This is a genomic window from Embleya sp. NPDC020630 (assembly GCF_044334985.1).
Classification (GTDB): Bacteria; Actinomycetota; Actinomycetes; order Streptomycetales; family Streptomycetaceae; genus Embleya.
This window is the reverse complement of the sequence record NZ_JBIRUB010000036.1, coordinates 1-22,385: the sequence shown is the minus strand read 5'-3', so window position 1 is coordinate 22,385 and position 22,385 is coordinate 1. Positions and strand designations below refer to the sequence as shown.

The following is a 22,385-nucleotide window of genomic DNA, read 5'->3' as shown; positions in this document are numbered from 1 at the left end:
TGTCGCCCAGGTCCGCGGACTCCTCGCCCGCGGCCGGTCGCCACGCGTCGCCACGCTCGCACCCATCGGCTCTCTCCGGATCGGCGCTGTCGCGGGGCGGACGCGGCGCGACTCGTCCGAACGGACCGGATGTGAGGCGCGTCACGTGTCGGACTGATAGGAAGATCCGAGAGTCCGATATATCGGATAAGTAATCTTTGAGGAGGTGTCCTCATGCGCGCCACGTCCGAGAACCCCACAGGGCACTCGACCGCCGCCACGCCGGTCGAGGAACCGTCCCCGATCCATATCCTCTGGATCAACGCCGGCCTCAGCTGCGACGGCGACTCCGTCGCGCTGACCGCCGCGATGCAACCGTCGATCGAGGAGATCGTCACCGGCACGCTGCCCGGACTGCCGCCGATCGACGTGCACTGGCCGCTGATCGACTTCGAGTGCGGACCGGTCCAGGGCGCGGACACCTTCATCGAATGGTTCTTCAAGGCCGAACGGGGCGAACTCGACCCGTTCGTGCTGGTGGTCGAGGGATCCATTCCGAACGAGTCGATCAAGACCGAGGGATACTGGAGCGGGTTCGGCGACGATCCGGCCACCGGCCAGCCGATCACCACCAGCGAATGGCTGGACCGGCTCGCGCCCAAGGCCACCGGCGTCGTGGCGATCGGCACCTGCGCCACGTACGGCGGAATCCACGCGATGGCCGGCAACCCCACCGGTGCGATGGGCGTTCCCGACTACCTGGGCTGGGACTGGAAGTCCAAGGCGGGTCTGCCGATCGTGTGTGTGCCCGGTTGCCCGATCCAGCCGGACAACTTCGCCGAGACGCTGACCTACCTGCTCTACCAACTCGCCGGGTCCGCGCCGATGATCCCACTGGACGACAAACTGCGCCCGACCTGGCTGTTCGGCGCCACCGTGCACGAGGGGTGCGACCGCGGTGGCTACTACGAGCAGGGTCAGTTCGCCCACGAGTACGGCTCGCCGCTGTGCCTGGTGAAGCTCGGCTGCTGGGGCCCGGTCGTCAAGTGCAACGTGCCCAAGCGCGGCTGGATCAACGGCGTCGGCGGTTGCCCGAACGTCGGCGGAATCTGCATCGCGTGCACGATGCCGGGCTTTCCGGACAAGTTCATGCCGTTCATGGACGAACCGCCCGGCGGCAAGATTTCCGCGACCACCAGCGGTGCGTACGGCGTGGTGATCCGCAAGCTGCGCTCGATCACCGCGAAGACCGTGGACAGGGAACCCAAGTGGCGCCACACCGGGCGCGCGCTGACCACCGGCTACCGCCCGCCCTGGTGAGCGAATCGCCTTCGCGAAGTCCCCGATCCCGCGGCCGGCCCCAAGCACGCCGCAGTCCTCACCGCAGAAGGGCACAACACACGATGGCATCCTCGACCAAGACGGCCGGTGACGGCAGCGGCCTGACCGAGATGTCCTGGGACCCGATCACCCGGATCGTCGGCAGCCTGGGTATCCACACCAAGATCGACTTCAAGCGGAAGCAGGTCGCCGAGTGCTACAGCACCTCGTCGGTCTTCCGCGGCTACAGCGTGTTCATGCAGGGCAAGGACCCGCGCGACGCGCACTTCATCACCAGCCGGATCTGCGGCATCTGCGGCGACAACCACGCCACCTGCTCGGTATACGCGCAGAACATGGCCTACGGCGTCAAGCCGCCGCACCTGGCCGAGTGGATCATCAACCTCGGCGAGGCCGCCGAGTACATGTTCGACCACAACATCTTCCAGGAGAACCTGGTCGGGGTGGACTACTGCGAGCGCATGGTCCGTGAGACCAACCCCGGCGTACTGGACATGGCCGAACGCACCGAGGCGCCGCACGCCGCCGAACACGGCTACCGCACCATCGCCGACATCATGCGCTCGCTCAATCCCATCGAGGGCGAGTTCTACCGCGAGGCGCTGGCGGTCAGCCGCTACACCCGGGAGATGTTCTGCTTGATGGAGGGCCGGCACGTACACCCCTCCACGCTCTACCCGGGCGGTGTGGGCACCGTCGCCTCGGTGCAGTTGTTCACCGACTACCTCTCCCGACTGATGCGCTACGTCGAGTTCATGAAGCGCGTCGTCCCGCTGCACGACGACCTCTTCGATTTCTTCTACGCCGCCCTGCCCGGCTACGAAGAGGTCGGCCGGCGGCGGGTGTTGCTCGGATGCTGGGGCGCGCTCAACGACCCCGACCACTGCGACTTCACCTACCGGAACATGACCGACTGGGGCCGGCGCATGTACGTCAGCCCCGGCGTCGTGGTCGACGGCAAGCTGATCACCAACGATCTGACCGAGATCAACCTGGGCATCCGAATCCTGCTCGGCAGCTCCTACTACCAGGACTGGGAGGGCCGGGAGCCGTTCGTCACGCACGACCCGCTGGGCAACCCGGTCGACCCGCGCCACCCGTGGAACCAACACACCATCCCCGCCCCACAGAAGCGGGACTTCGACGGCAAGTACAGCTGGGTCATGTCGCCGCGCTGGTTCGACGGCACCGACTACCTCGCCCTGGACACCGGCGGCGGCCCGCTCGCCCGACTGTGGTCCACCGCGCTCAACGGACTGGTCGACACCGGCTTCGTCAAGGCCACCGGGCACAGCGTGGTGATCAACCTGCCCAAGTCGATGACCAAGCCCGAAACCACCTTCGAATGGAAGATCCCGCAGTGGAGCAACGCCCTGGAGCGCAACCGGGCGCGCACCTACTTCCAGGCGTACATGGCCGCGATGGCGGTGTACTTCGCGGAGAAGGCACTCGACGAGGTGCGCTCGGGCCGGACCAAAACGTGGGAGAAGTTCGAGGTGCCCGAGCAGGCGGTCGGCGTCGGCTTCACCGAGGCCGTGCGCGGCGTGCTCTCGCACCACATGGTGATCCGGGACGGGAAGATCGCCAACTACCACCCGTACCCGCCGACCCCGTGGAACGCCAGCGTTCGCGACACCCTCGGCACCCCCGGGCCGTACGAGGACGCGGTGCAGAACACGCCGATCTTCGAGGAGAACCCCCCGGAGAACTTCAAGGGCATCGACATCATGCGGGCCGTGCGCAGCTTCGACCCCTGTCTGCCGTGCGGTGTACACATGTATCTCGGCGACGGCAAGACCCTGCAGAAGCTGCATGTGCCCACCGGGCTGAGCGGACTGAGCGGATGAACGCCGAACAGACCGGACTGCGGGTCGAGGAGATCCTGACCCGTCTCGGCGACAGCGCCGACCCGAATGTGCGCGTCGGCGCCGAGGAACTGGTCCGCGCCCTGATGGACTTCTACGGCACCGGCCTGGCCCGGCTGGCCGCGCTGCTGCGCGACGCCGGCGCGGATCGACGCACCGTGCTCGACGACGAACTGGTCACCGGTCTGCTCGTCCTGCACGACCTGCACCCCGACGACGTGCCGACGCGGGTCACGCGAGGCCTCGCGGCGCACCCCGAACACCGAGCCGAGTTCCTCGACTACGACGAGCACAGCCGGACCCTGCGACTGCGGATGACCGCCACGAGCGGCGGATGCGGATGCGCGAGCGCGAGTGGGAACGCCGCAGGCTCACCCGAGGGTGTGGAAGGGCTCCTGGCCGGCTACGCACCCGAGGTCGAACGGATCGAGATCGAGGACGCCCCGGCCGTGTCGCCCGAACCCGTGCTGCTTCAGATCGGCACCCGACCGGCCGATCCGGCCCGGGCCGCACGGTGAACGCGCCGTTCCCGACGACCGCTCGACCGGCGGAAGGGCTGCGCCGATTCCGCCTCCCGACCGGGCCGCGCCCGGAACGCTGCGAGCTGTGCGCCCAGGAGGTCGGTGCCGGACACCGCCACCTCGTGGACACCGACGCGCGGGTCCTGGCCTGCGCGTGCCGGGGCTGCGCCATGCTCTTCGAGCGGCGCGGCGCGGCCGGCGGTCGCTATCGGGCGGTGCCCGAGCGCTACCTCGCCGACCCCGGGCACAGCCTGGACGAAGCCGCCTGGGACGCCCTGCAGATCCCGGTCGGCCTGGCGTTCTTCCTGCGCAACGCCGCGCTCGAGCGGCTGATCGCGCTCTACCCGAGCCCGGCCGGCGCCACCGAGAGCGATCTGGACCCACAGCTGTGGCAGGCGGTGCTCGGCGAGAGCCGGCTCGCCGAGCTGCTGCGTCCCGACGTCGAAGCGCTGTTGTTGCGCCGCACCGACGGGTCGAGCGAGTGCTTCCTGGTCCCGATCGACGTCTGCTACGAGCTGGTCGGCCGGATGCGCCTGCGGTGGCGGGGCTTCGACGGCGGCGCCGAGGCCCGTGAAGACCTGGCCGCGTTCCTCGCCGACGTCCGTTCGCGCGCGCGGGTGCCCGGAGAGGACGAAGCACCGTGACCGAGCTGGACTTCTCCTGCGTCGGCGTGCGCGCGGACGGGTACGCGGCGGGCCCCACGCTGGTCTTTCGGCTGCGGATCACCGCCGCCGAGCGGTCCCGGGTGCACGCGCTCGCGTTGCGCGTCCAGTTGCGGATCGAGCCCGCCCGGCGTCGCTACGGGACGGTCGAGGGTGCCCGGCTGGGCGTGCTGTTCGGCGAACGTTCCCGCTGGGGCGGCACGCTCCACCCGATCGAGTTCGCCCAGGTGGCGTCGAACGTACCGGGCTTCACCGCGGAGACCGAGGTGGATCTGGCGGTGCCATGCACCTACGACATGGACATCGCCTCGTCCCGCTACTTCCACGCGCTGGACGAGGGAGAGGTGCCGCTGCTGATGCTCTTCTCCGGGACCGCGTTCACCGGCGCGGGTGGCTTCCGGGTGGAACCGGTGCCCTGGCACAAGGAGACCGCCTATCGCATGCCGGTCACCGTATGGCGGGAAATGGTCGAGCAGCACTTCCCCGGCTGCGGCTGGTTGCGGCTGCCGCGCGAGGAGATGGACGCGCTGCTCGCCTACCGGGCCCGGCACGCGTTGCCCTCCTGGGAGGCCACGATGCGGGCGCTGCTGGCGAGCGCGGGGCCGGACACCGCGCCCGTGCGGGCCTTCGGTGTTCGCCGTGATCGCCCCGGCGGCTCGGACCGCACCCGCCTCACCGAGGGGACCGAACGATGACGCTGTTCCAACCCGCGATCCAGGAGCGGTTCGCCGTCGCGCGGCAGATCGCCGACGCCGTGCTGTTCGAGGGCTATGTGCTGTACCCGTACCGGGCCTCGGCCGCCAAGAACCGGATGCGCTGGCAGTTCGGCGTGCTGGTGCCGCCCGCCTGGGGGCAGGGCAGCGGCGAACATCACGACCAGCGCACCGAGTGTCTGATCGAGCCCCGCGCGCAGGCGAACCTCTCGATCGAGCTGCGCTTCCTGCACGCCCAACGGCGCACGGTGGAACAGGTCGGCGCCGACGGCGAGTTCACGGCGGCCGACGCGCTGGAGCTGCCTGATCGGGTGCTCGTCCCATGGGACGAGGGCGTCGAGGAGCGGGTCGAACTGGTGCTGCCGGTCGCGGCGTCGGCAGGGGACGGGTTGGTGCTGCCGTTCGATCGGGCCGAGCGCGAGGAGACCGAGACGGTCGAAGTCGACGGCCGCGTGTGCGGGCGACTGGTCCGCCGGCGGGCACGGGTCGAGGGGGAGATCCGGGTGCGGACCACCGAAGTGCCCGGCCCGTACCGCACACTCAAGCTGACCGTCGAGGTGGCCAACACCAGTGGGTGGACGCCCGACGCGGGTGCCGACCGGGACGCCGCCCTGCCGTATGCGCTGGTGTCGGCGCATGTGCTGCTCGGCCTGGACACCGGCTCGTTCCTGTCCGTGACCGATCCGCCCGAATGGGCCCGGGCCGCCGTCGCGACGTGTGCGAACCTACGGACCTGGCCGGTGCTGGCCGGCGAGCGGGACGACGTGGTGTTGTCCTCGCCGATCATCCTGGAGGATCACCCGCGGGTGGCTCCGGAAAGCCCCGGCGCGCTCTACGACGCGACCGAGATCGACGAGATCCTCGCGCTGCGCACCTCGGCCCTGACCGAGCGGGAGAAGCGCGAGGCACGCGGCACCGACGCCCGCGCGGGCGCCGCCGTGGACCTGGTCGACTCGCTTCCCCCGGAGGTGTGGGACCGGTTGCACGGCACGGTGCGGGCGCTGCGCGAGAGCACCGGGTCGGCCGGGCCGACGACCCGGATCGATCCGGGCACGTCCGATCCGGGCACGTCGGCAACCGACCGGCCCTGGTGGGACCCGGCAAGCGACGCCGGATTCGATCCCGCCTCGGATCGGGTGCCGGTCGACGGGCGTTCGATCGGTCCCGGCAGTCGGGTCCGGCTGCGGCCGGGGCCGCGCCGTACCGACGCCCAGGACCTGTTCCTGCACGGTCGGGACGCCCTGGTCGAGGCGGTGCTGCACGACGTCGACGGCGCGGTGCACCTCGCGGTGACCGTGGACGGCGACCCCGGCGCCGACATCCGGCGGGCCCAGGGCCGGTTCCTGTATTTCCAACCGGATGAACTCACGGTCTTGGAGGACACGTGATCGGTCACGGTCCGCCGGCCGAGGGCGTCGAGCGGGTGCTCGTCGCCGGAGTCGGCAACATCTTCCTCGGTGACGACGGCTTCGGGGTGGAGACCGTCGCCAGGCTGACCGGGCGCCCGTTGCCGGATGGCGCCGAGGTGGTCGACTTCGGCGTGCGCGGCGTGCATCTGGCCTACCAACTCCTGGAGGGCTACGACACGTTGATCCTGGTGGACGCCACCGCGCGTGGCGGCGAACCGGGCACCGTGTACCTGATCGAGGCCGCCGTGCCGGGCTCGGTCGAGACCGGTACGGCGCTCGTGGACGGCCATCGCATGGGGCCTGACGCGGTTCTCGCGCTGCTGGGCACGCTGAGCGCGGGCACCGGCGGCACCCCGCCGCGGCGGGTGCTGGTCGTCGGCTGCGAACCGGCCGACCTGGACGAGCGGGTGGGGCTCAGCCCACCGGTCGCGGCGGCCGTGGACGAGGCGGTCGCGCTGATCCTGCGGGTGCTGCGCCGGCAGGAGCCCATCGAATCACCGACCGGCGCGCCGGACGCGCCGGACGCGGTCGATGTCCGACCCGCCGCCGCGGACGCGGTGCGCGGTCTCGAGTCTGGAGAGGTGCCGACGTGCGAAGGATTCTGATCGGCGCGGTAGCCCTGTTCGGGCTTGTCGCGTTCGCGAACCGGGCGGACATTCGACGCTACCTGCGGATGCGAGCCATGTAGCCCGCCCCGCGAGGCGTCCCCTCGACCGAGCCCGCACTGCGGCGAACGGCGTACGTGCGGCGTCGGACACGGCGTGGGTGCCCGTGCGCGGCGCCGTCGATGCCTGTAATGGAGCGCGGGCCCGTCGACTCGGTGGGCCGGCGGCGGTGGATCGTCGAGCCCGGGAGAGGGTCGATGCACGAGATGTCGATTGCGTTGGCCGTCATCGAGCAGGTCGAGTCGGTCGCCGCGCGAACCGGGGAGCGGGCCGCGCTGACCGTTCGGCTGCGGGTCGGCGAACTGGCCGGGGTGGTTCCCGACGCGCTGGCCTTCGCGTTCGAGGTCGCGCGCGCCGAGACGGTGCTGCGCGACGCGGAGTTGGTGGTCGAAGGCGTCCCGGGCCGGGCCCGCTGCGGCGTATGCGCCGTCGAGTGGGCGGTGGGCCTGCCACCCGACCTGTGCTGCCCCGAATGCGCGGGCGCGAGCACCGAACTGCTGTGCGGGCGCGAATTGCAGATCGTCGACGTGTGCTGGGCGGATTCGGTCCAGGCCGTCGGATACGCCCAGGCCACCCAGGAGGGTTGACTTAACATGTGCCGAGTCGACGAGTTGCGGCAGGCCGTGCTCGCCCACAACGATCGCGGGGCGAACGACCTGCGCGCCGAACTGGCCGCACGCGGGGTGATCGCCGTCAACCTGCTGTCCAGCCCCGGCAGCGGCAAGACCGCCCTGCTGGAGGCGGAGTTGCGCCTGGCCGGCGAACGCGCGGTGCCGGTCGCGGCGTTGACCGCGGACCTGGCCACCGACAACGACGCGACGCGGTTGGCCCGGTCCGGGGCGCCGGTCAAGCAGATTCTCACCGACGGGCTGTGCCACCTGGAGGCCGCGCAGTTGCGTCGACAACTCACGGGCTGGCTGCCGGCGAAGACTCGCGTGCTGTTCGTGGAGAACGTCGGCAATCTGGTCTGCCCGGCCTCCTACGACCTGGGCGAGAGCCTGCGGGTCGCGCTCGCTTCGGTGACCGAGGGGGAGGACAAGCCGCTCAAGTATCCGTCCGCGTTCGGTCTGGCGAACCTGGTGGTGGTGACCAAGATCGACCTCGCCGAGGCGGTCGAATTCGACGAACACGCCTTCCTGGCCAACGTCCGACGGGTGAACCCCGGGGTCGAGGTGCTGCTCACCTCGACCAGGACCGGTCAAGGTGTCGGCGACCTGTTGACGCGCGCGGTCGCGGTTCTGGACGGCGGGGCGGTGCACACGCCGGTCATGGCACGGCACGCGGCGGACGGACATACGCACGCGCACGGATCGCCCGATACCGGGCCGGGGACCGGGAACGGCCCCGGGTACCGGCCCGGTCGTGGACCCGGGCATGGGCACGGGCACGGACACACGCACGAGATCGACCCGCGGCCGGTTCCGGCGCGGGAGCCGTCTTGACCGCCGCCGGGCCGACCCGGGTCGCGCAGCGGCGTCGGATCTTCGTGCGCGGCACCGTACAGGGCGTGGGCTTTCGGCCGTTCGTCTACACGCTGGCCACCGAGTTGGGTCTGGCCGGACACGTCACCAACACCGGTGCCGGCGTGCTCGTCGAGATCGAGGGCGGGCCGGCCGCGGTGGCCGCGTTCTGCCGGCGGATCGACACCGAGGCACCCGCGCTGGCCTCGGTCGAGTCGATCACCCACGAGGAACTCGCGATCGGCGGCGACACCGGATTCACGATCGTGGCGTCGGTGCCGCCCGAGCCGGGCGCCGCGCACCGCACCCGGATTCCGCCGGATGTCGCCACGTGCGCTCGTTGCCTGGCCGAACTCGAGGACCCCGCCGACCGCCGTCACCTGCACCCGTTCATCACCTGCACCGATTGCGGCCCGCGCTTCACCATCGTCACCGCGCTGCCGTACGACCGCGCGCACACCACGATGGCCGACTTCCCGATGTGCCCCGACTGCGCCCGCGAGTACACCGATCCCGGCGACCGACGCTTCCACGCGCAACCCATCGCGTGCCACGCCTGTGGACCCCGGTTGTCCCTGGTCGACGCGGACGGGGCCCCGATCGGCTTCGGTACCCTGGACGAGGCCCGGCGAATGCTCGCCCAAGGGGCGATCCTGGCGGTCAAGGGCATCGGCGGCTACCACCTGGCCTGCGACGCGGGCGACGAGGACGCGGTGCTGCGGCTGCGCGAGCGCAAGGGGCGCGGCGACAAACCGTTCGCCCTGCTGGCCCGCACACTCGCCGAGATCGAGCCGCACGCCGCGATCACGGACGCGGAGAGGGAGTTGCTCACCGGCGCGGCCCGGCCGATCGTGCTGCTGCGGCGGCGCCCCGCGGCCCGAGCCACGCTGCCGGAGGCGATCGCCCCGCGCTGCCCCGATCTGGGCTTCATGTTGCCGTACACACCCCTGCACCACCTGCTCCTGGGGCTGCTCGACGACCGGGCCGGGCCACGCCTGCTCGTACTCACCAGCGGCAACGCGGCCGGCGAGCCGATCGTGACCGACGACGACAACGCGCTGACTCGGCTGGCGACACTCGCGGACGGCTGGCTCACCCACGACCGACCCATCCGGGTGCCGCTGGACGATTCGGTGGTGCGGATGGTGGACGGCGAACCACTGTTCGTCCGGCGCTCGCGAGGCTGGGCGCCGCTGTCGATCCGGCTGCCGGTGGAGGTGCCCGCGACGCTCGCGGTGGGCGGGGACCTGAAGAACACGTTCGCGCTGGCCGAGGGCCGCGAGGCGTGGCTGTCCGGGCATGTCGGCGACATGGACGACCTCGCCACGCAAGATGCCTTCGAGCACACGATCGAACACCTGGGCGCGATCACCGGCGTGCGTCCCGAAGTGCTGGTCGCCGATCGCCATCCGGGCTATCGCTCCACCGGGTGGGCCCGGCGTGCCGCGGCCCAACGGCCGGTGCGGCTGGTCCAACACCATCACGCGCACATCGCCGCCGCGATGGCCGAACACGAACTGGACGGCGCCGCACCGGTGTTGGGCGTCGCCTTCGACGGGACCGGCTACGGTGACGACGGCGCGGTGTGGGGCGGCGAGTTCCTGCTCGCCGACTACGCCGACTTCCAGCGGGTGGCGCACCTGCGCTACGTGCCGTTGGCCGGCGGCGACGCCGCGGTGGCCCGGCCGTACCGGATGGCGCTGGCCCATCTGTACGCCGCCGGGATCGAGTGGTCCGAGGATCTGCCCTGTGTGCGGGCCGGTTCCGACGAGGAACGCCGGGTGTTGGCGCGTCAACTCGAACGCGACCTGAACTGTGTGCCCACCTCCAGCATGGGCCGGCTCTTCGACGCGTTCGCGTCGCTGATCGGCGTCTGCCACCTGGCCGGCTACGAGGCACAAGCGGCGATCGAGTTGGAGGGCGCGGCCGTTCGGCGGCCCGGATCGGTTCACGGGTACACGTTCGCGCTGCTTCCGGGCGACGGCGAGGCCGATCCCCTCATCGCCGACCCGGGCCCGGTGTTCGCGGCGGCGATCGCCGACCTGCGGGCCGGCCGCGACCCGGAATTGCTCGCGGCGCGCTTTCACCGCGCGGTGGTCGATCTGGTGGTCGCGGTGGCCGAGCACACACGGGAGCGGTACGGGCCGACCCCGGTCGCGCTCACCGGCGGCGTCTTCGCCAACGCGATCATGTCCTCCGCCTGCGGACGGGCGCTGTGCGAAAGGGGCTTCACCGTGCTGCGCCATCGCCTGGTGCCGCCGAACGACGGCGGGCTGGCGCTGGGCCAGGTGCTGGTCGGGGCCGCTCGGCGGGCGCCGACCGAGCCGAGCCGCCGGTGAGCGTGCGCCCGATTACCCATGAGTCGACGACGCGCGAGCGTGGTCGTTGTCGCACGACGAGGAGAGACCGATGTGCCTGGCGGTGCCCGGCAAAGTGACGAAGATCGAGGAACGGGACGGAACCCGGATGGGCCTCGTCGACTTCGGCGGCGTGGTCAAGGACGTGTGCCTGGAGTATGTCCCCGACCTGAAGGTCGGCGAGTACGCCATCGTGCACGTGGGCTTCGCCCTGCAACGGCTGGACGAGGAGTCGGCACTGCGCACGCTCGCCCTGTTCGACCGACTGGGGCTGCTCCAGGAGGAGTTCGGCGATCCCTGGGAGACGGCCGGCGCGGCGTCCGGAGAGTTCGTCCCGCCCGAAGCCGTGGTCGTTCCCGACCCGATCCCCGGTGTTGTGTCGAAGGAGGCCCGGCGATGAAGTACCTGGACGAGTTCCGCAACCCGGAGATCGGTCGACGACTGCTGGACGAGATCCGGGCGACGGTGACCCGGCCGTGGTCGATCATGGAGGTCTGCGGCGGCCAGACGCACACCATCATTCGGCACGGCATCGACCAACTGCTGCCCACCGAGGTGGAGTTGATCCATGGGCCCGGCTGTCCGGTGTGCGTGACGCCGCTGGAGGTGATCGACAAGGCGCTGGCCATCGCTGCACGCCCGGGGGTGATCTTCTGCTCGTTCGGCGACATGTTGCGGGTGCCGGGTACCGATCGCGACCTGTTCCGGGTGCGCAGCGAGGGCGGTGACGTGCGAGTGGTCTACTCGCCGCTGGACGCGCTCACGATCGCCCGGGACAACCCCGACCGGGAGGTGGTGTTCTTCGGCATCGGCTTCGAGACCACCGCACCACCCAACGCGATGACGGTGTATCAGGCCAAGCGGCTGGGCATCCGCAACTTCAGCCTGCTGGTGTCGCACGTGCGGGTGCCGCCGGCGATCGAGGCGATCATGAATTCGCCCGACTGCCGGGTACAGGGCTTCCTGGCGGCCGGGCACGTGTGCAGCGTGATGGGTGTGGAGGAGTACCCGGAACTGGCCGAGCGGCATCGTGTGCCGATCGTGGTCACCGGGTTCGAGCCGTTGGACATCCTGGAGGGCATCCGCCGTACGATCCACCAACTCGAGCGGGGCGAGCACACGGTGGACAACGCGTACGCCCGGGCGGTGCGGGAGCAGGGCAATCCCGCCGCGAAGACGATGCTGGCCGACGTGTTCGAGGTGACCGACCGGGCCTGGCGCGGCATCGGGGTGATCCCGGACAGCGGGTGGCGGTTGTCCTCACGCTATCGCGACTACGACGCCGAATACCGCTTCGAGGTGACCGGGATCGACACCCTGGAACCGGCCGAGTGCCGCAGCGGTGAGGTGTTGCAGGGCCTGCTCAAGCCCAACGAGTGCGAGGCGTTCGGCACCACGTGTACCCCGCGCAATCCGCTCGGCGCGACGATGGTCTCCAGCGAGGGCGCGTGCGCCGCCTACTACCTCTACCGTCGGCTCGACGCCGCCGACGCCGCGTCCCGGGAGGCGACCCCCGTTGGCTGAACTCACCGACCTCGCTCCCATCGCGGGGTCTCGCGTAGCCGCTGTGCCCTCCGCGCCGGACTTCTCCGGGTGGACCTGTCCGGCCCCGTTGCGCGATCATCCGCGGATCGTGACCGGACACGGCGGCGGCGGCGCGTTGTCCGCCGAACTCGTCGAACACGTCTTCGCCCCCGCCTTCGGGGGGCCCGTGCTCGCCTCGCTCGCCGACTCCGCGGTGGTTACCCTCGGCGGGGCCCGGCTGGCTTTCTCCACCGACTCGTTCGTGGTTCGACCGCTGTTCTTTCCCGGCGGCGGCATCGGCGATCTCGCGGTCAACGGGACGGTCAACGACCTGGCCATGAGCGGCGCCAAGGCGGCCTATCTGTCCGTCGGGTTCATCCTGGAGGAGGGCGTCGAGACGGCGGTCGTCGCGCGGGTCGCCCAAGCGCTCGGCGACGCGGCCCGAGCCGCCGGCGTCGAGATCGCCACCGGCGACACCAAGGTGGTCGAGGCCGGACACGGGGACGGCATCTACCTCAACACCGCCGGGATCGGCCTGGTCCCGGCCGGCGTCGATCTGCGCCCGCAGCGCGCCGCCCCGGGGGACGTGGTGATCGTCAGCGGCGACATGGGCGTCCACGGAGTGGCCGTGATGAGCGTGCGCGAGGGCCTGGAGTTCGATGTCGAGATCCGCAGCGACTGCGCCGCGCTGGGCGGTCTGGTCGAGGCCATGCTCGCGGTCACCCCGGACCTGCACGTGCTTCGCGATCCCACCCGGGGCGGTCTGGGGGCCGCGCTCAACGAGATCGCGGCGGCGGCCCGAGTCGGGGTGGAGATCACCGAACGCGATGTCCCGGTGCCATCCCAGGTGGCCAACGCGTGCGCCATCCTGGGCCTCGATCCGCTGTATGTGGCCAACGAGGGCAAGTTGGTCGCTTTCGTTCCCCGCGAGCACGCCGACGCGGTGCTCGCGGCGATGCGGGCGCATCCGCTGGGTACGGGGGCGGCGGTGATCGGCGAGTGTGTCACGGCGCACCCGGGGATGGTGGTGGCGCGTACCGGGCTGGGCGGAACGCGGGTACTGGACATGCCGATCGGGGAGCAACTGCCCCGGATCTGCTGACCGCCGACACGACCGGCACACGACGGCCGCCTCGCATGCGACGCGGCCGTCGTACCCGGACCTTCGACATGTCCGCGCCCGCGCGACGGATCGCGGAGCGCGAGGCCCGCCTCGGTTCCGCCGCCGCTCGGGTCGACTGGCGGCGCGACTGTCAGGCGCCGTCGCGGCGTAGGGCACCGTTCGGTGGCCCGGAAGGCTCGGTGGTGTGGCTGCCGGTCGAGCGTCGTGGCGCTGGGCGGTGCGGTTGGCGGGTCGGGGTCGGGGTCAGGACGGTGAGTGCTTGCGTGAGGCTGGTCAGTCGGACGGTGCCGCGGGCCGACGTCGCGCCCCAACCCGCGCCCGCGGCGAGCACGGTGGTGCCGGGGATGTCGCGCAGCAGGTCGAGGGAACGCGCGTCCGCGGTGTCGGGGTTCTGGGACCACAGGACAACCGCGGAGGGTCGGGTACGGGCGATCGCCCGGCCCAGGGCGTCGGCAGGGAGGGCGGCGCCGAACATGCGCGTGGCAATCCCGCGCTCGATCAGTGCGGCGTTGAGGGCGTGCAGGGGAAGGGTGTGGAGTTCCTTGTCCGTGCAGGCCAGGAGCACCCCGCGGTTGCCGAACGCGCACGGTCCCCGTGCATCGGTCGTATGGCTGCGGCCACACGCGCGGTGCAGCGCGGCGAGCACGCACTCCGACAGCAGGTGCTCCACCTCCACGTACGTGTTCGGGTCCCGATTGCCTCTCCCGCCTTCCCATTTGCGCCCCATTCCGTACAGCACCGGCTGGGCCAGGTTCTCCCATGTGGCCGCGACGCCGTGCTCGGTGATCTCCCGGTCCAGGATGTCGTGCACGGCCGCGCCGTCCAGTCGCATCGCGGCGCGCGCGAGGCCGCGGGCTTGACGGCTTGCGTGGGTACCGACGGCGAAGGTGTGACCTCCCCCGGACCGCCCGGCCGGGCGTTGTTTCGTCGGGCCGGCCTTTCCGCCGCCGAGGACCGCGCGGGCGGCGTCGGCGACCGGGACGCCGTCGGCGACCAGCGCGCACATGCGCCGGAGGCGGGCCATGTCGTCGGGTGAGTAGCGGCGGTGCCCGCCGGCGCTGGTCCGGCTCGCGCCCAGGTGGTATCGCCGGTCCCACGAGCGCAGGGTGGTGGCGGCCACACCGAGCCTGCTCGCGGCCGCGCCGGCCGTCAGGTCCAGTTCCTGTTCGAGATCGCCGGGGCGGATGCTCGCGGGCGGCGGTGGTTCGGACAGCGGTGGTTCGGACACGGGAAAGCCTCCCTCCATGGTCGAGGTCCCGAAAAACGATGCATTAACGATGCAACTTGTGCAAGCTGCGGATGGTGCGAACCATTGCGGTAGGGGGCCTCACACATTGGAGGCGGTTGTGAAGTTGTCCGACGAGATGCCGGTGGACCACCGGCTCGCCTATGTCTACCGTTTCGGCGCCGGCTTCACCGGCATGGTGCTGTTGGTGTTCGGCGCCCTGGGATTCGCCGACCAGCTGACGTTCTTCGACACCTCCGGCGACCGGGTCGCCGGGCTCAGCACCAATGGCGCGCTGAGCACGATCTCCGTCGTCGTCGGCGCGATTTTGATCGCCGGTGCGGTGATCGGCGGGAACCTGGCCTCGACCCTGAACATCATGGTCGGGGCCTCGTTCATCCTCAGCGGCTTCGTGAATCTCGGGCTGATCGGCAGGGACGCCAACATCCTCGCCTTCCGTATGCCCAACGTGATCTTCAGCTTCTGCGTCGGTCTGATGGTGCTCACTTTCGGCCTGTACGGGCGCGTCAGCGGCAACCTTCCGCACGACAATCCCTATTGGCGCTCCCGGCACCCCGAACAGGCGGCCCGCGAGGACGCGACCCGCGAAGCCATCGCGTCCGGGCGGGCATCGGGCGCCGTCGCCGCGGCCGCGGCACGTACCCCGATGCCGGCGGCCGTACACGGTCCGGTCGCGACCACGGACGATCCCGGCGCCCGCCCGGGCAGCGAATGACCACACCACACCCCACCGATCCCGGAGGATGTCGTGATCATCAAGAAGCTGTACAAGATGGGCCTGCGAAGCGAGCACGCGTACACCGCGGCGCTTGGTTCGATCGGCCTGACCTTCGCGTCGTGGCTGGTCAGCAACAAGACCGAGGACGCTGAACGCGCCGACCGCTGGGGCATTTTCGTCGGCGAATGGGCGCCCACCTTCTTCGGCCTGGGCCTGGCACTCGCCCAGTACGAGCACCGTGCCGCGAGTGCGGACGCGCAGGACACCGAGGTCCCGGGATTCGCCCGTTCGGGCTGAACCACCCCGGGCGGAGGCCGGATGGGGCCGAAATACGGGAATGGCCTCACGACAGGTGCCTGGTCGGCCAGTGGTCGCAATGCCGGGGGCGGACCGAGACACCCCTCGGTCCGGCCCCCGGCGCGAGGGCTCTACCCGCGCGTCGGGACCGGGGCGGCCTTGTGAGCCATGTGCGCCTCTTCTGCGGGGGACCTGTCAGGAACCGGTGGTCAGGCAGAACGGATGCCCCTCCGGGTCGGTGAGGACGACCCACTGGTCCTTGCCGGGTTGGAACGCGGGCTTCGACGCCCCGAGGGCGAGGATTCGGCCGGTCGCCTCTTCCAGGTCGACGACCGTGAGGTCGAGGTGGGCGTGCTTGGCATCGTGGGGCCAATCGGGGGCCCGGTGGCCCTCGACGCGTGCGAACGCCAGGCCGGGGCGATCCCCGTTGCCCAGGGAGGCGAAGTCCTCGCCGCTGTGGGTGATCTCCCAACCGGTGACCCTGCTGTAGAACTCGGCGAGCCGAACCGGGTCATCACAATCGACGACTACGGTGCTGATCTGCGCGAGAACGGACATGATGGCGACTCCTCGAGTGTGGTGCGGCGTCGAGTACGACATCGCCGAGCTTGCCTGGCACACCCGTTCCCGGTCTTGAAGATCCTTGCGCGGGACGACTGTCCGACCTCGGACGTAGCGTTCGACAGTGCTCACCACCACGGTCCTCGCCACTCGGCCCGACTTCCGCGTCACCACCGTCAGGTGCCGGGACGACCACACCCGCTGGTCACAGACGGAGGTGCGTGCGGACTACCGGTTGGTGCTCGTGCGGCGCGGCCGGTTCCGGAGGCAGGCGGCCGGCACCGCGGCCGAGGTCGACCCGACCGTGGCATATCTCGGCGTACCGGGCGAGGAGGAGCGATTCGCACACCCGGCCGAAGGAGGCGACGAGTGCACCTCGATCAGCCTGACGCCCACCCTGTGGGCGGCCCTGGCCGGTGAGGACGCCCGCCCGGCTCGGCAGAGCGTGTACGTGGACGCCCGCCTCGACCTGGCCCACCGCCGCGTCCTCGCCTCCGCCCACACCGGCGACGTGGACCACGCCGTGACGGAGGAACTTCTCGCACTGCTCGCCGCCACCGTCGGACAGGCCGTCGACGGAGCCGTCCCGACCGGCGCACGCCCCGGCCGGGACGAGGGGCCGCTCGTCGCCGCGGCCCGGCGGGCGATCGGTGAGGCCCATCCCGCTTCCGAGGGACTGCTGCCGCTCGCGGAACTCCTCGGCGCCTCGCCCTACCGGCTGAGCCGCGCCTTCACCCGCGAGTTGGGAGTCTCCCTGACCAGCTATCGCAACCGGGTCCGCGTCGGCCGCGCCCTCGACCGTCTGGACGCCGGTGAGGAAAGCCTCGCCACCCTCGCCGCCGACCTGGGCTTTTCCGACCAGGCACACCTTTGCCGAACCATGCGCCAATATCTCGGCCACACACCGACGGCACTGCGGCGGCTCCTCGCCCCAAAATCGCGGTGAGGACCCGCGGACGCGCGCCCGGCACGCCGCGGCGGCGCCCGTTCGGCCGCCGGGGTCCGGATCACCACGCAGTTCCGAAGATACCGGCGGTACCTCACGGTCATCGGCGGCCGGATCGCGCACAACGTCGTGTTCGCGGATCCGGATCGGACGTCGCGTCGCGTCGAGTGCCGCCACACCACAGACGGGACACCTCCGGCGCGGAGTTGTTCTTTCGCGAGGGCCGTAGCGCCCGCGGCGGTCGTCGACACGCTCGCGGGGGTAGGCACGTCGCCGCGTCGGTAGAGCGATCGGTGGAGGTAGGTGGGGGGTCGCACGCGGACGCTAGCGTGTGCGTCCATGGCCGACATTTTCGAGCTCGTGCTCGCCGTGGACCTGCGCGATGAACTGTCCGAGGACGAGCTCACCGAGCTCCGATGGCACTTGGGGCTCGGTCCGAAGCCGGAGATGCTTCACATCGTGACCGGGTTTTCGTTCGTGTACGAGGGTGATGACGGCGCGCCTGTCGTCGAGGACCGGCCCGAGCCTTTGCTGGGCAGTCACGGTGAGGCGTACAAGGCAGGCGGTGCGCTTGTGTCGGTTCTGCTTCGGCGGCGGGACGGAAGGTGGGCCCTGACCAGTCGGCAGGAGATCCACCCGGACGAGTTCGATCTCCTGGGCGAGTTGCTCGGTTGGCTGGCGGCCAGGGCCGGTGATCGTCATCTCCGCTTCGACGGCGGTGTCGATCTGGGGTGGACCCGGTTCCATGAATCGCGGCAGGCCGAGCCGTTGGTGGTGCGTGACGGCGCGGTCGTCTGGCCGTAGGGACCGGCGCGAGCGGAGGCACGCGGCGACGTGGTCGTGCCGGCCGGGCGGGTCGAGGGGTCGGGCCGTTCGGAGCGGTCGAACGGTCATGAGCACTCGCGACAAGGCGCCGCTGCGCACGAACGACCTGCTGTGGGCGCCGCACGTGGCCCCGCCCGACGGTGCCGTGTCCTCGTCCGTGAAAGCGGGCGGCCCCGGCGCCTCGCGGACGAGATCCTCACCGCCCGAGACCGACGGGCCGAAGGCGGTTGGACGGCGGCCGGGTTCGTACCCAACGCCCAGTTCTACGGCGTCGTGGTCAACGTCTTCTCCCTGGCCGCCAAGACCCCACCCCGCCTCACCGCCCCCGCGTGGGCCACCACGATCACCGCCCTCGCCGCCGGCGCCGTGCCGGGCCGCCTCCTGGCCGCCCGTACCTCCGAATGGCTCGCCCTGGCCGGCGGCACCACCACCCTCACCAAGGGCCTGTGGACCCTGTGACCCCGGCCTCGGCCGGGTCGCCGAACGATCGGCACCGGACGATCGGCACCGCATAATCGGCGCGGCGCGTGAGGCAGACCACCCGGCCCAGGTAGTGCCGGGCCTCGCTCAGCCACAATGCGCGGGTCTTGCCCGTGGACGATCCCACCACGAGGACCGCGACACCGCTGCGCCCGGCTCGCGCCGCGGCCACGACCCCCGCCGGCGGTCCGTCCAACTCCCGTGACACGTACGCGGGGAGGGCATCGATCCGGTCGCGGGCGCAGTCGGCGTCGAGCGCCGGGTGGACCTCCAGGTCGGCCAGGACGAGCCGGTCGTCGAACCCGCCCACCGGACGTCCCGCGCCTGTGGCCATCCTCGCCCGTATCCACAGCCCGCGCACCCGCCCGACGAGATCGTCCGTGCCCCACCCGGCGCGGCGCGCCAACACCACGGCCACCGCCACCACATTGGCCTGGACGGGCGGCCGCACCGGATCGCCGATGCGGTGACTGCGGCGGTGCTCGGCACCGCGTTGGTCGCGATATCGTCGGCCTGTACCTCTTCTCCCGGGCGCGGGCCCGAAGCCGCCCGGCCCGATCGCCCGGGGGCGCGTACCGAACCCGCCTACCAGGGAACGGCCCTGCCCGGTCTCGAGGCCAAGCCCTTGTGATCCTGGGAGCCGGCCGACCGGGACGCGGCCCGGGCGAGTCCGCCGATGTTCGCGTTGGGCGACCGAACCGTCATCGCCCTCGCGCACCCAGGGCGCGTTCCCGGCGACAAACCGTTTTCGTCGGATCCCGGAAGCGGCGGGGGAGTTGTCATCGAGTTGCGCGACACCACCACAGGGAATGTGCGCAAGACCCTGACCTTGGACGGCGTCGTCACGGGCGAGACCTGGCTGGGCAAGCCGGCGATCGTCGTGCGCGGAGAGCGGGTCGTCCCCTCCGACGGCCTCTCCAGGGAAACTTCCCTGCGTACCGTCCAGGCCTGGGACAGGACGACACCCTGAGCCGACACCGCAGGCTCGTCGCGTTCGACGCCGCGACGGGCTCGCGGCGATGGGACACCGACACGATCCCGACACCCGCGAACGCCGACCCGTTGGAACTTCACTCCACCTACGCACCCGAAGTCGTCGGCACCGTGAACGGCAAACTGGTCATCGCATGGATGAAGCGCCCCTCGGGCCGACTCGTGGGCCTGTACGACCCGGTCACCGGCGCGCTGACCGCCACCGGCCCCTCCCCGAAGTCGCTTTCCGTCCTGGTCGCCGACCCGACGGGCAGCGTGGTGCCTGGGCGGCGAAGGCGCCGAAACGGACAGTGCACGAAGCACCGCCTGGGAACCGGCATCGGGGCGCATCCTGTGGCAACAGAGCGACGACGAGATCTCGTTCACCCCGTACGGCATCGTCGGAGGCGTCCTGTACGGACGCACTCGGGCCGACGCCGCGATCGCCCTCGACGTGCGCAGCCAGCAGTAGCTGGTGGAGCACCGGGCGGCGCTCGGTGACGAGATGGACCTGGTCGCGGGGGAACGCGGCGGGACGCGCGTGGGCTTCGCACTGCCGCCGAAGGGGGTTCATCGTGAGTAACCACAATCCTCCCCGGCCGCCACACGTCCAGCGCATGCCCAAACGCGTCCAACTCGGCGATCCGCTCGGCCGAGAGCTTCGCCCGCCTGCGCCTGGCCTGAGCACCAGCCCCGTTGCCGTCAAGCACACGGGTACACAAGTACACCGGCGAAACCGAGTGCCGTGGCCCGGTCATCGGCTGAACAGCGGAGGCGGACTCGCCACGGTGGGGCGTGCCCGTCTCCGACGAGCCGGGTCGGCGGCGTGCCCCACCCCCGTAGGGCGCGGACCAGATCGGCGAGCGCGCGGATGATCGCCGGCCGCTCCACAACCCGAGTGCCGCGCAGGCACGCCACCGGACGAGAAACGAGGCATCAGGCCGGTGTCGGCAGGTGGACCGTTCACTACCTACCGCTGCCGCAGGGTTGATCACGCGCACTTGGTGCGCCGGCTGCGCGCCGTCGCTCGACAGCGAGTCCGGGACGCCGCACCCCACAGGCCGCGGTCGGCGGCCCGCTCGTGGGACTGACGCACCCGGGCCGGCCGACTCGCGTGTGTGGTCCCGCCGTGCGGCGCCGGCCGGCGCGACGTGGTGGTGTCCATCCCTGTGCATGTGGACGGGTACCGCCCAGGACACCCCGGACGATCGGTTCGGGTGCTTACAGGAAACGTCTGATGGGGACGACGGCCGCCTCCCGCAGGCGTTGTCCGGCGGGTCGGCGTCGCCAGCGGTCCGGGTCGATGGTCACGCTGCGTTCGAGGTCCGCGTCGTAGTCCCGGTCCAGTTCTGCGGTGAACGCTTCGTCCAGGACGGCGAGCATGACTTCCTCGTCGTGCTCCATGGAGCGGCGGTTGAAGTTGGTCGAGCCGATCAGCGACGCCACGCCATCCACGGTCATGACCTTGGCATGCATCATGGTCGGCTGGTATTGGCGGATGGACACGCCCGCGTCGAGCAGCCTGCCGTAGTGGTGTTGGCCGGCGAGTTGGCAGGCACGCTGGTCGGTGTGGGGGCCGGGGAGCAGGATTTCCACCTCGACTCCGCGGTGGGCGGTGGCGCACAGCAGGTCGACGAAGTAGGTGTCCGGGGCGAAGTAGGCGGTGGCCAGGCGGAATCGTTGCTCGGCGGAGGTGAGCATGACGCGGATGAGGGTCTGCATGTCCTGCCATCCGACGCCGGCCGAGCCGCGCACGACCTGGACGATCGAGTTCCCGACCTGGTCGTGTCCGGTGAAGCGGTCGCGGTCGTCGAAGAGTTCGTCGTGGCATTCGGCCCAGTTCTGCGCGAACGCGGCGGCGATTCCGTCCACGGCCGGGCCCCGGACCTTGACGTGGGTGTCGCGCCACTCGTCGGGGTTGCGGGCGTCCCCGCACCATTCCTCGGCGATGCCGACGCCGCCGGTGAAGGCGGTGCGCTCGTCGACGATGAGGGCCTTGCGGTGGCAGCGGTGGTTCTGTTTGAACGGCGACAGCCACAACGGCTTACGGAACCAGGCCACCTGTACGCCGGCGTCGTCCATGGCGTCAAGGAGGTCTCGTTCGATCTCCTTGGCGCCGAAGCCGTCGAGGAGCAGCCTCACCCGCACACCGGCCCTGGCCCGGTCGGCGAGCGCGGCGGCGAAGTCGCGGGCGATACGCCCCCGCCAGTACACGAAGGTCATCATGTCGATGGTGTGCTCGGCGCCGCGTATCGCTTCGAGCATGGCGGGGAAGATCGCATCACCGTTGCGCAGCGGTACGAGTTCGTTGCCTTCGGTGGCCGCCATGCCCAGCAGGCGCTCCAGCCGCCGGCGCAGGCGCTGCTTGCGGGCCGGTGCATCGCCCGGGGCCGTGGTGTCGGCGCCGTCGGGGTGTTGCGTGTTCTCCCGGGTGCTCATGGGGCACCTTCCGGCGATGGGGATGGCCGAGGGTGTCGGTCGTCCGCGGACGGATCGGCAGTGGGGCGATGGTGCCCGTTTTCATCGGAACGACTCGAACGATGCGGTGCGTGGGACGGTCCGCCGTACCTGGTCGCGCATGCGGCGACGCCGGCGTTCGGCGGGTGCCACGGGCCTCGGTCGGGTCTCAGTCGGCGAGGAGTTGGGTGCGCAGTCGGGTCAGGGTGCGGGACAGGAGGCGGGAGACGTGCATCTGGGAGATGCCCAGGCGTTCGCCGATCT

Annotated in this window: 25 protein-coding genes; 20 read left to right on the top strand and 5 right to left on the bottom strand. The window is 70.9% G+C overall.

The genetic code is table 11. The annotated features are described in order from the left end of the window. Window positions 1-213: 213 nt before the first annotated feature. From ACH4XV_RS46035 to hypE, 14 genes are all read left to right on the top strand, one after another. A complete protein-coding gene (locus tag ACH4XV_RS46035; protein WP_395800194.1) occupies window positions 214-1,299 on the top strand; it encodes a hydrogenase expression protein HypE in 1,086 nt (361 codons plus the stop codon). An 83-nt stretch (window positions 1,300-1,382) separates the two neighbouring features. Continuing rightward, window positions 1,383-3,167, top strand: coding sequence for a nickel-dependent hydrogenase large subunit (locus tag ACH4XV_RS46030; protein ID WP_395800192.1), 1,785 nt, complete (start codon window positions 1,383-1,385; stop codon window positions 3,165-3,167). After that, window positions 3,164-3,703 (top strand): hypothetical protein, encoded by a 540-nt coding sequence (locus ACH4XV_RS46025; RefSeq protein WP_395800190.1) that lies wholly within the window; start codon window positions 3,164-3,166, stop codon window positions 3,701-3,703. The genes ACH4XV_RS46030 and ACH4XV_RS46025 overlap by 4 nt, the downstream gene beginning before the upstream one ends. After that, the gene (locus ACH4XV_RS46020; protein WP_395800188.1) at window positions 3,700-4,350 is read left to right on the top strand and encodes a DUF5947 family protein; all 651 of its coding nucleotides are present in this window, start codon (window positions 3,700-3,702) and stop codon (window positions 4,348-4,350) included. The genes ACH4XV_RS46025 and ACH4XV_RS46020 overlap by 4 nt, the downstream gene beginning before the upstream one ends. Continuing rightward, window positions 4,347-5,063, top strand: coding sequence for a DUF6084 family protein (locus tag ACH4XV_RS46015; protein ID WP_395800186.1), 717 nt, complete (start codon window positions 4,347-4,349; stop codon window positions 5,061-5,063). Before ACH4XV_RS46020 ends, ACH4XV_RS46015 begins: the two co-directional genes overlap by 4 nt. Continuing rightward, on the top strand, window positions 5,060-6,469 hold the full coding sequence (locus ACH4XV_RS46010; protein ID WP_395800184.1) for a hypothetical protein: 1,410 nt from the start codon (window positions 5,060-5,062) through the stop codon (window positions 6,467-6,469). The genes ACH4XV_RS46015 and ACH4XV_RS46010 overlap by 4 nt, the downstream gene beginning before the upstream one ends. Then, complete coding sequence (locus ACH4XV_RS46005) at window positions 6,466-7,095, top strand: hydrogenase maturation protease (RefSeq protein WP_395800182.1); 630 nt, start codon at window positions 6,466-6,468, stop codon at window positions 7,093-7,095. The genes ACH4XV_RS46010 and ACH4XV_RS46005 overlap by 4 nt, the downstream gene beginning before the upstream one ends. Further along, on the top strand, window positions 7,080-7,178 hold the full coding sequence (locus ACH4XV_RS46000) for a DUF6893 family small protein (protein ID WP_380005843.1): 99 nt from the start codon (window positions 7,080-7,082) through the stop codon (window positions 7,176-7,178). Before ACH4XV_RS46005 ends, ACH4XV_RS46000 begins: the two co-directional genes overlap by 16 nt. 174 nt (window positions 7,179-7,352) lie before the next feature. Further along, window positions 7,353-7,742 (top strand): hydrogenase maturation nickel metallochaperone HypA, encoded by a 390-nt coding sequence (locus tag ACH4XV_RS45995; protein WP_395800180.1) that lies wholly within the window; start codon window positions 7,353-7,355, stop codon window positions 7,740-7,742. Between the two features lie 6 nt (window positions 7,743-7,748). Then, entirely contained in the window at window positions 7,749-8,597 is an 849-nt protein-coding gene (gene hypB / locus ACH4XV_RS45990; protein ID WP_395800178.1) for a hydrogenase nickel incorporation protein HypB, read from the top strand. Then, window positions 8,594-10,954 carry a carbamoyltransferase HypF gene (gene hypF / locus ACH4XV_RS45985; RefSeq protein ID WP_395800176.1) on the top strand — a complete coding sequence of 787 codons (2,361 nt, stop codon included), beginning with the start codon at window positions 8,594-8,596 and terminating at the stop codon, window positions 10,952-10,954. The genes hypB and hypF overlap by 4 nt, the downstream gene beginning before the upstream one ends. A 70-nt stretch (window positions 10,955-11,024) precedes the next feature. Next, entirely contained in the window at window positions 11,025-11,372 is a 348-nt protein-coding gene (locus ACH4XV_RS45980; protein ID WP_395800174.1) for a HypC/HybG/HupF family hydrogenase formation chaperone, read from the top strand. Then, window positions 11,369-12,496, top strand: a complete 1,128-nt coding sequence (gene hypD / locus ACH4XV_RS45975) for a hydrogenase formation protein HypD (protein WP_395800172.1) — start codon at window positions 11,369-11,371, stop codon at window positions 12,494-12,496. Before ACH4XV_RS45980 ends, hypD begins: the two co-directional genes overlap by 4 nt. Window positions 12,497-12,539: 43 nt before the next feature. Next, window positions 12,540-13,598: a hydrogenase expression/formation protein HypE gene (gene hypE / locus ACH4XV_RS45970; RefSeq protein WP_395800170.1), complete on the top strand. Its 1,059-nt coding sequence runs from the start codon at window positions 12,540-12,542 to the stop codon at window positions 13,596-13,598. A gap of 151 nt (window positions 13,599-13,749) precedes the next feature. On the opposite strand, the gene ACH4XV_RS45965 is transcribed toward hypE, so the two are convergent. Then, window positions 13,750-14,847, bottom strand: a complete 1,098-nt coding sequence (locus ACH4XV_RS45965) for a MerR family transcriptional regulator (protein ID WP_395800168.1) — start codon at window positions 14,845-14,847, stop codon at window positions 13,750-13,752. A gap of 118 nt (window positions 14,848-14,965) precedes the next feature. Between ACH4XV_RS45965 and ACH4XV_RS45960 the strand changes: the two genes are divergently transcribed. Together ACH4XV_RS45960 and ACH4XV_RS45955 are read left to right on the top strand one after the other, a co-directional pair. After that, on the top strand, window positions 14,966-15,580 hold the full coding sequence (locus ACH4XV_RS45960; RefSeq protein ID WP_395800232.1) for a DUF4383 domain-containing protein: 615 nt from the start codon (window positions 14,966-14,968) through the stop codon (window positions 15,578-15,580). A gap of 33 nt (window positions 15,581-15,613) precedes the next feature. Continuing rightward, window positions 15,614-15,880 carry a hypothetical protein gene (locus ACH4XV_RS45955; RefSeq protein ID WP_395800167.1) on the top strand — a complete coding sequence of 89 codons (267 nt, stop codon included), beginning with the start codon at window positions 15,614-15,616 and terminating at the stop codon, window positions 15,878-15,880. A gap of 195 nt (window positions 15,881-16,075) precedes the next feature. Here the strand turns inward: ACH4XV_RS45955 and ACH4XV_RS45950 are convergent, their stop codons facing one another. Further along, window positions 16,076-16,438, bottom strand: a complete 363-nt coding sequence (locus ACH4XV_RS45950; protein ID WP_395800165.1) for a VOC family protein — start codon at window positions 16,436-16,438, stop codon at window positions 16,076-16,078. Window positions 16,439-16,565: 127 nt separating this feature from the next. On the opposite strand from ACH4XV_RS45950, the gene ACH4XV_RS45945 reads away from it, so the two are divergent. The 3 genes from ACH4XV_RS45945 to ACH4XV_RS45935 all read left to right on the top strand — a co-directional run bounded on the left by ACH4XV_RS45945 (window position 16,566) and on the right by ACH4XV_RS45935 (window position 18,671). Further along, window positions 16,566-17,387, top strand: coding sequence for a helix-turn-helix domain-containing protein (locus ACH4XV_RS45945; RefSeq protein WP_395800163.1), 822 nt, complete (start codon window positions 16,566-16,568; stop codon window positions 17,385-17,387). A 339-nt stretch (window positions 17,388-17,726) separates the two neighbouring features. Beyond that, window positions 17,727-18,191 carry a hypothetical protein gene (locus ACH4XV_RS45940; RefSeq protein WP_395800161.1) on the top strand — a complete coding sequence of 155 codons (465 nt, stop codon included), beginning with the start codon at window positions 17,727-17,729 and terminating at the stop codon, window positions 18,189-18,191. Window positions 18,192-18,323: 132 nt separating this feature from the next. Continuing rightward, window positions 18,324-18,671: a hypothetical protein gene (locus ACH4XV_RS45935; protein ID WP_395800159.1), complete on the top strand. Its 348-nt coding sequence runs from the start codon at window positions 18,324-18,326 to the stop codon at window positions 18,669-18,671. Here ACH4XV_RS45935 and ACH4XV_RS45930 read toward each other — a convergent pair. Continuing rightward, window positions 18,646-19,143 (bottom strand): hypothetical protein, encoded by a 498-nt coding sequence (locus ACH4XV_RS45930; RefSeq protein WP_395800157.1) that lies wholly within the window; start codon window positions 19,141-19,143, stop codon window positions 18,646-18,648. The two genes, ACH4XV_RS45935 and ACH4XV_RS45930, sit on opposite strands and share 26 nt — an antisense overlap. 225 nt (window positions 19,144-19,368) lie before the next feature. Here ACH4XV_RS45930 and ACH4XV_RS45925 point away from each other — a divergent pair, with 225 nt between their 5' ends. After that, window positions 19,369-19,662, top strand: coding sequence for a hypothetical protein (locus ACH4XV_RS45925; RefSeq protein ID WP_395800155.1), 294 nt, complete (start codon window positions 19,369-19,371; stop codon window positions 19,660-19,662). A 1,223-nt stretch (window positions 19,663-20,885) separates the two neighbouring features. Here the strand turns inward: ACH4XV_RS45925 and ACH4XV_RS45920 are convergent. Together ACH4XV_RS45920 and ACH4XV_RS45915 are read right to left on the bottom strand one after the other, a co-directional pair. After that, complete coding sequence (locus ACH4XV_RS45920) at window positions 20,886-22,103, bottom strand: phosphatidylserine/phosphatidylglycerophosphate/cardiolipin synthase family protein (protein WP_395800153.1); 1,218 nt, start codon at window positions 22,101-22,103, stop codon at window positions 20,886-20,888. A gap of 187 nt (window positions 22,104-22,290) precedes the next feature. After that, window positions 22,291-22,385 (bottom strand): sigma factor-like helix-turn-helix DNA-binding protein (locus tag ACH4XV_RS45915; protein WP_395800230.1); only part of this gene is annotated, 95 nt, incomplete at its 5' end.

What these genes read in the sequence shown, in the direction of transcription:
- ACH4XV_RS46035 (WP_395800194.1), top strand. Translation starts at nt 214, where the DNA reads ATGCGCGCCACGTCCGAGAACCCCACAGGGCACTCGACCGCCGCCACG.
- ACH4XV_RS46030 (WP_395800192.1), top strand. Translation starts at nt 1,383, where the DNA reads ATGGCATCCTCGACCAAGACGGCCGGTGACGGCAGCGGCCTGACCGAG.
- ACH4XV_RS46025 (WP_395800190.1), top strand. Translation starts at nt 3,164, where the DNA reads ATGAACGCCGAACAGACCGGACTGCGGGTCGAGGAGATCCTGACCCGT.
- ACH4XV_RS46010 (WP_395800184.1), top strand. Translation starts at nt 5,060, where the DNA reads ATGACGCTGTTCCAACCCGCGATCCAGGAGCGGTTCGCCGTCGCGCGG.
- ACH4XV_RS45995 (WP_395800180.1), top strand. Translation starts at nt 7,353, where the DNA reads ATGCACGAGATGTCGATTGCGTTGGCCGTCATCGAGCAGGTCGAGTCG.
- hypB (WP_395800178.1), top strand. Translation starts at nt 7,749, where the DNA reads ATGTGCCGAGTCGACGAGTTGCGGCAGGCCGTGCTCGCCCACAACGAT.
- ACH4XV_RS45980 (WP_395800174.1), top strand. Translation starts at nt 11,025, where the DNA reads ATGTGCCTGGCGGTGCCCGGCAAAGTGACGAAGATCGAGGAACGGGAC.
- hypD (WP_395800172.1), top strand. Translation starts at nt 11,369, where the DNA reads ATGAAGTACCTGGACGAGTTCCGCAACCCGGAGATCGGTCGACGACTG.
- ACH4XV_RS45950 (WP_395800165.1), bottom strand. Translation starts at nt 16,438, where the DNA reads ATGTCCGTTCTCGCGCAGATCAGCACCGTAGTCGTCGATTGTGATGAC.
- ACH4XV_RS45940 (WP_395800161.1), top strand. Translation starts at nt 17,727, where the DNA reads ATGGCCGACATTTTCGAGCTCGTGCTCGCCGTGGACCTGCGCGATGAA.
- ACH4XV_RS45925 (WP_395800155.1), top strand. Translation starts at nt 19,369, where the DNA reads ATGTTCGCGTTGGGCGACCGAACCGTCATCGCCCTCGCGCACCCAGGG.
- ACH4XV_RS45920 (WP_395800153.1), bottom strand. Translation starts at nt 22,103, where the DNA reads ATGAGCACCCGGGAGAACACGCAACACCCCGACGGCGCCGACACCACG.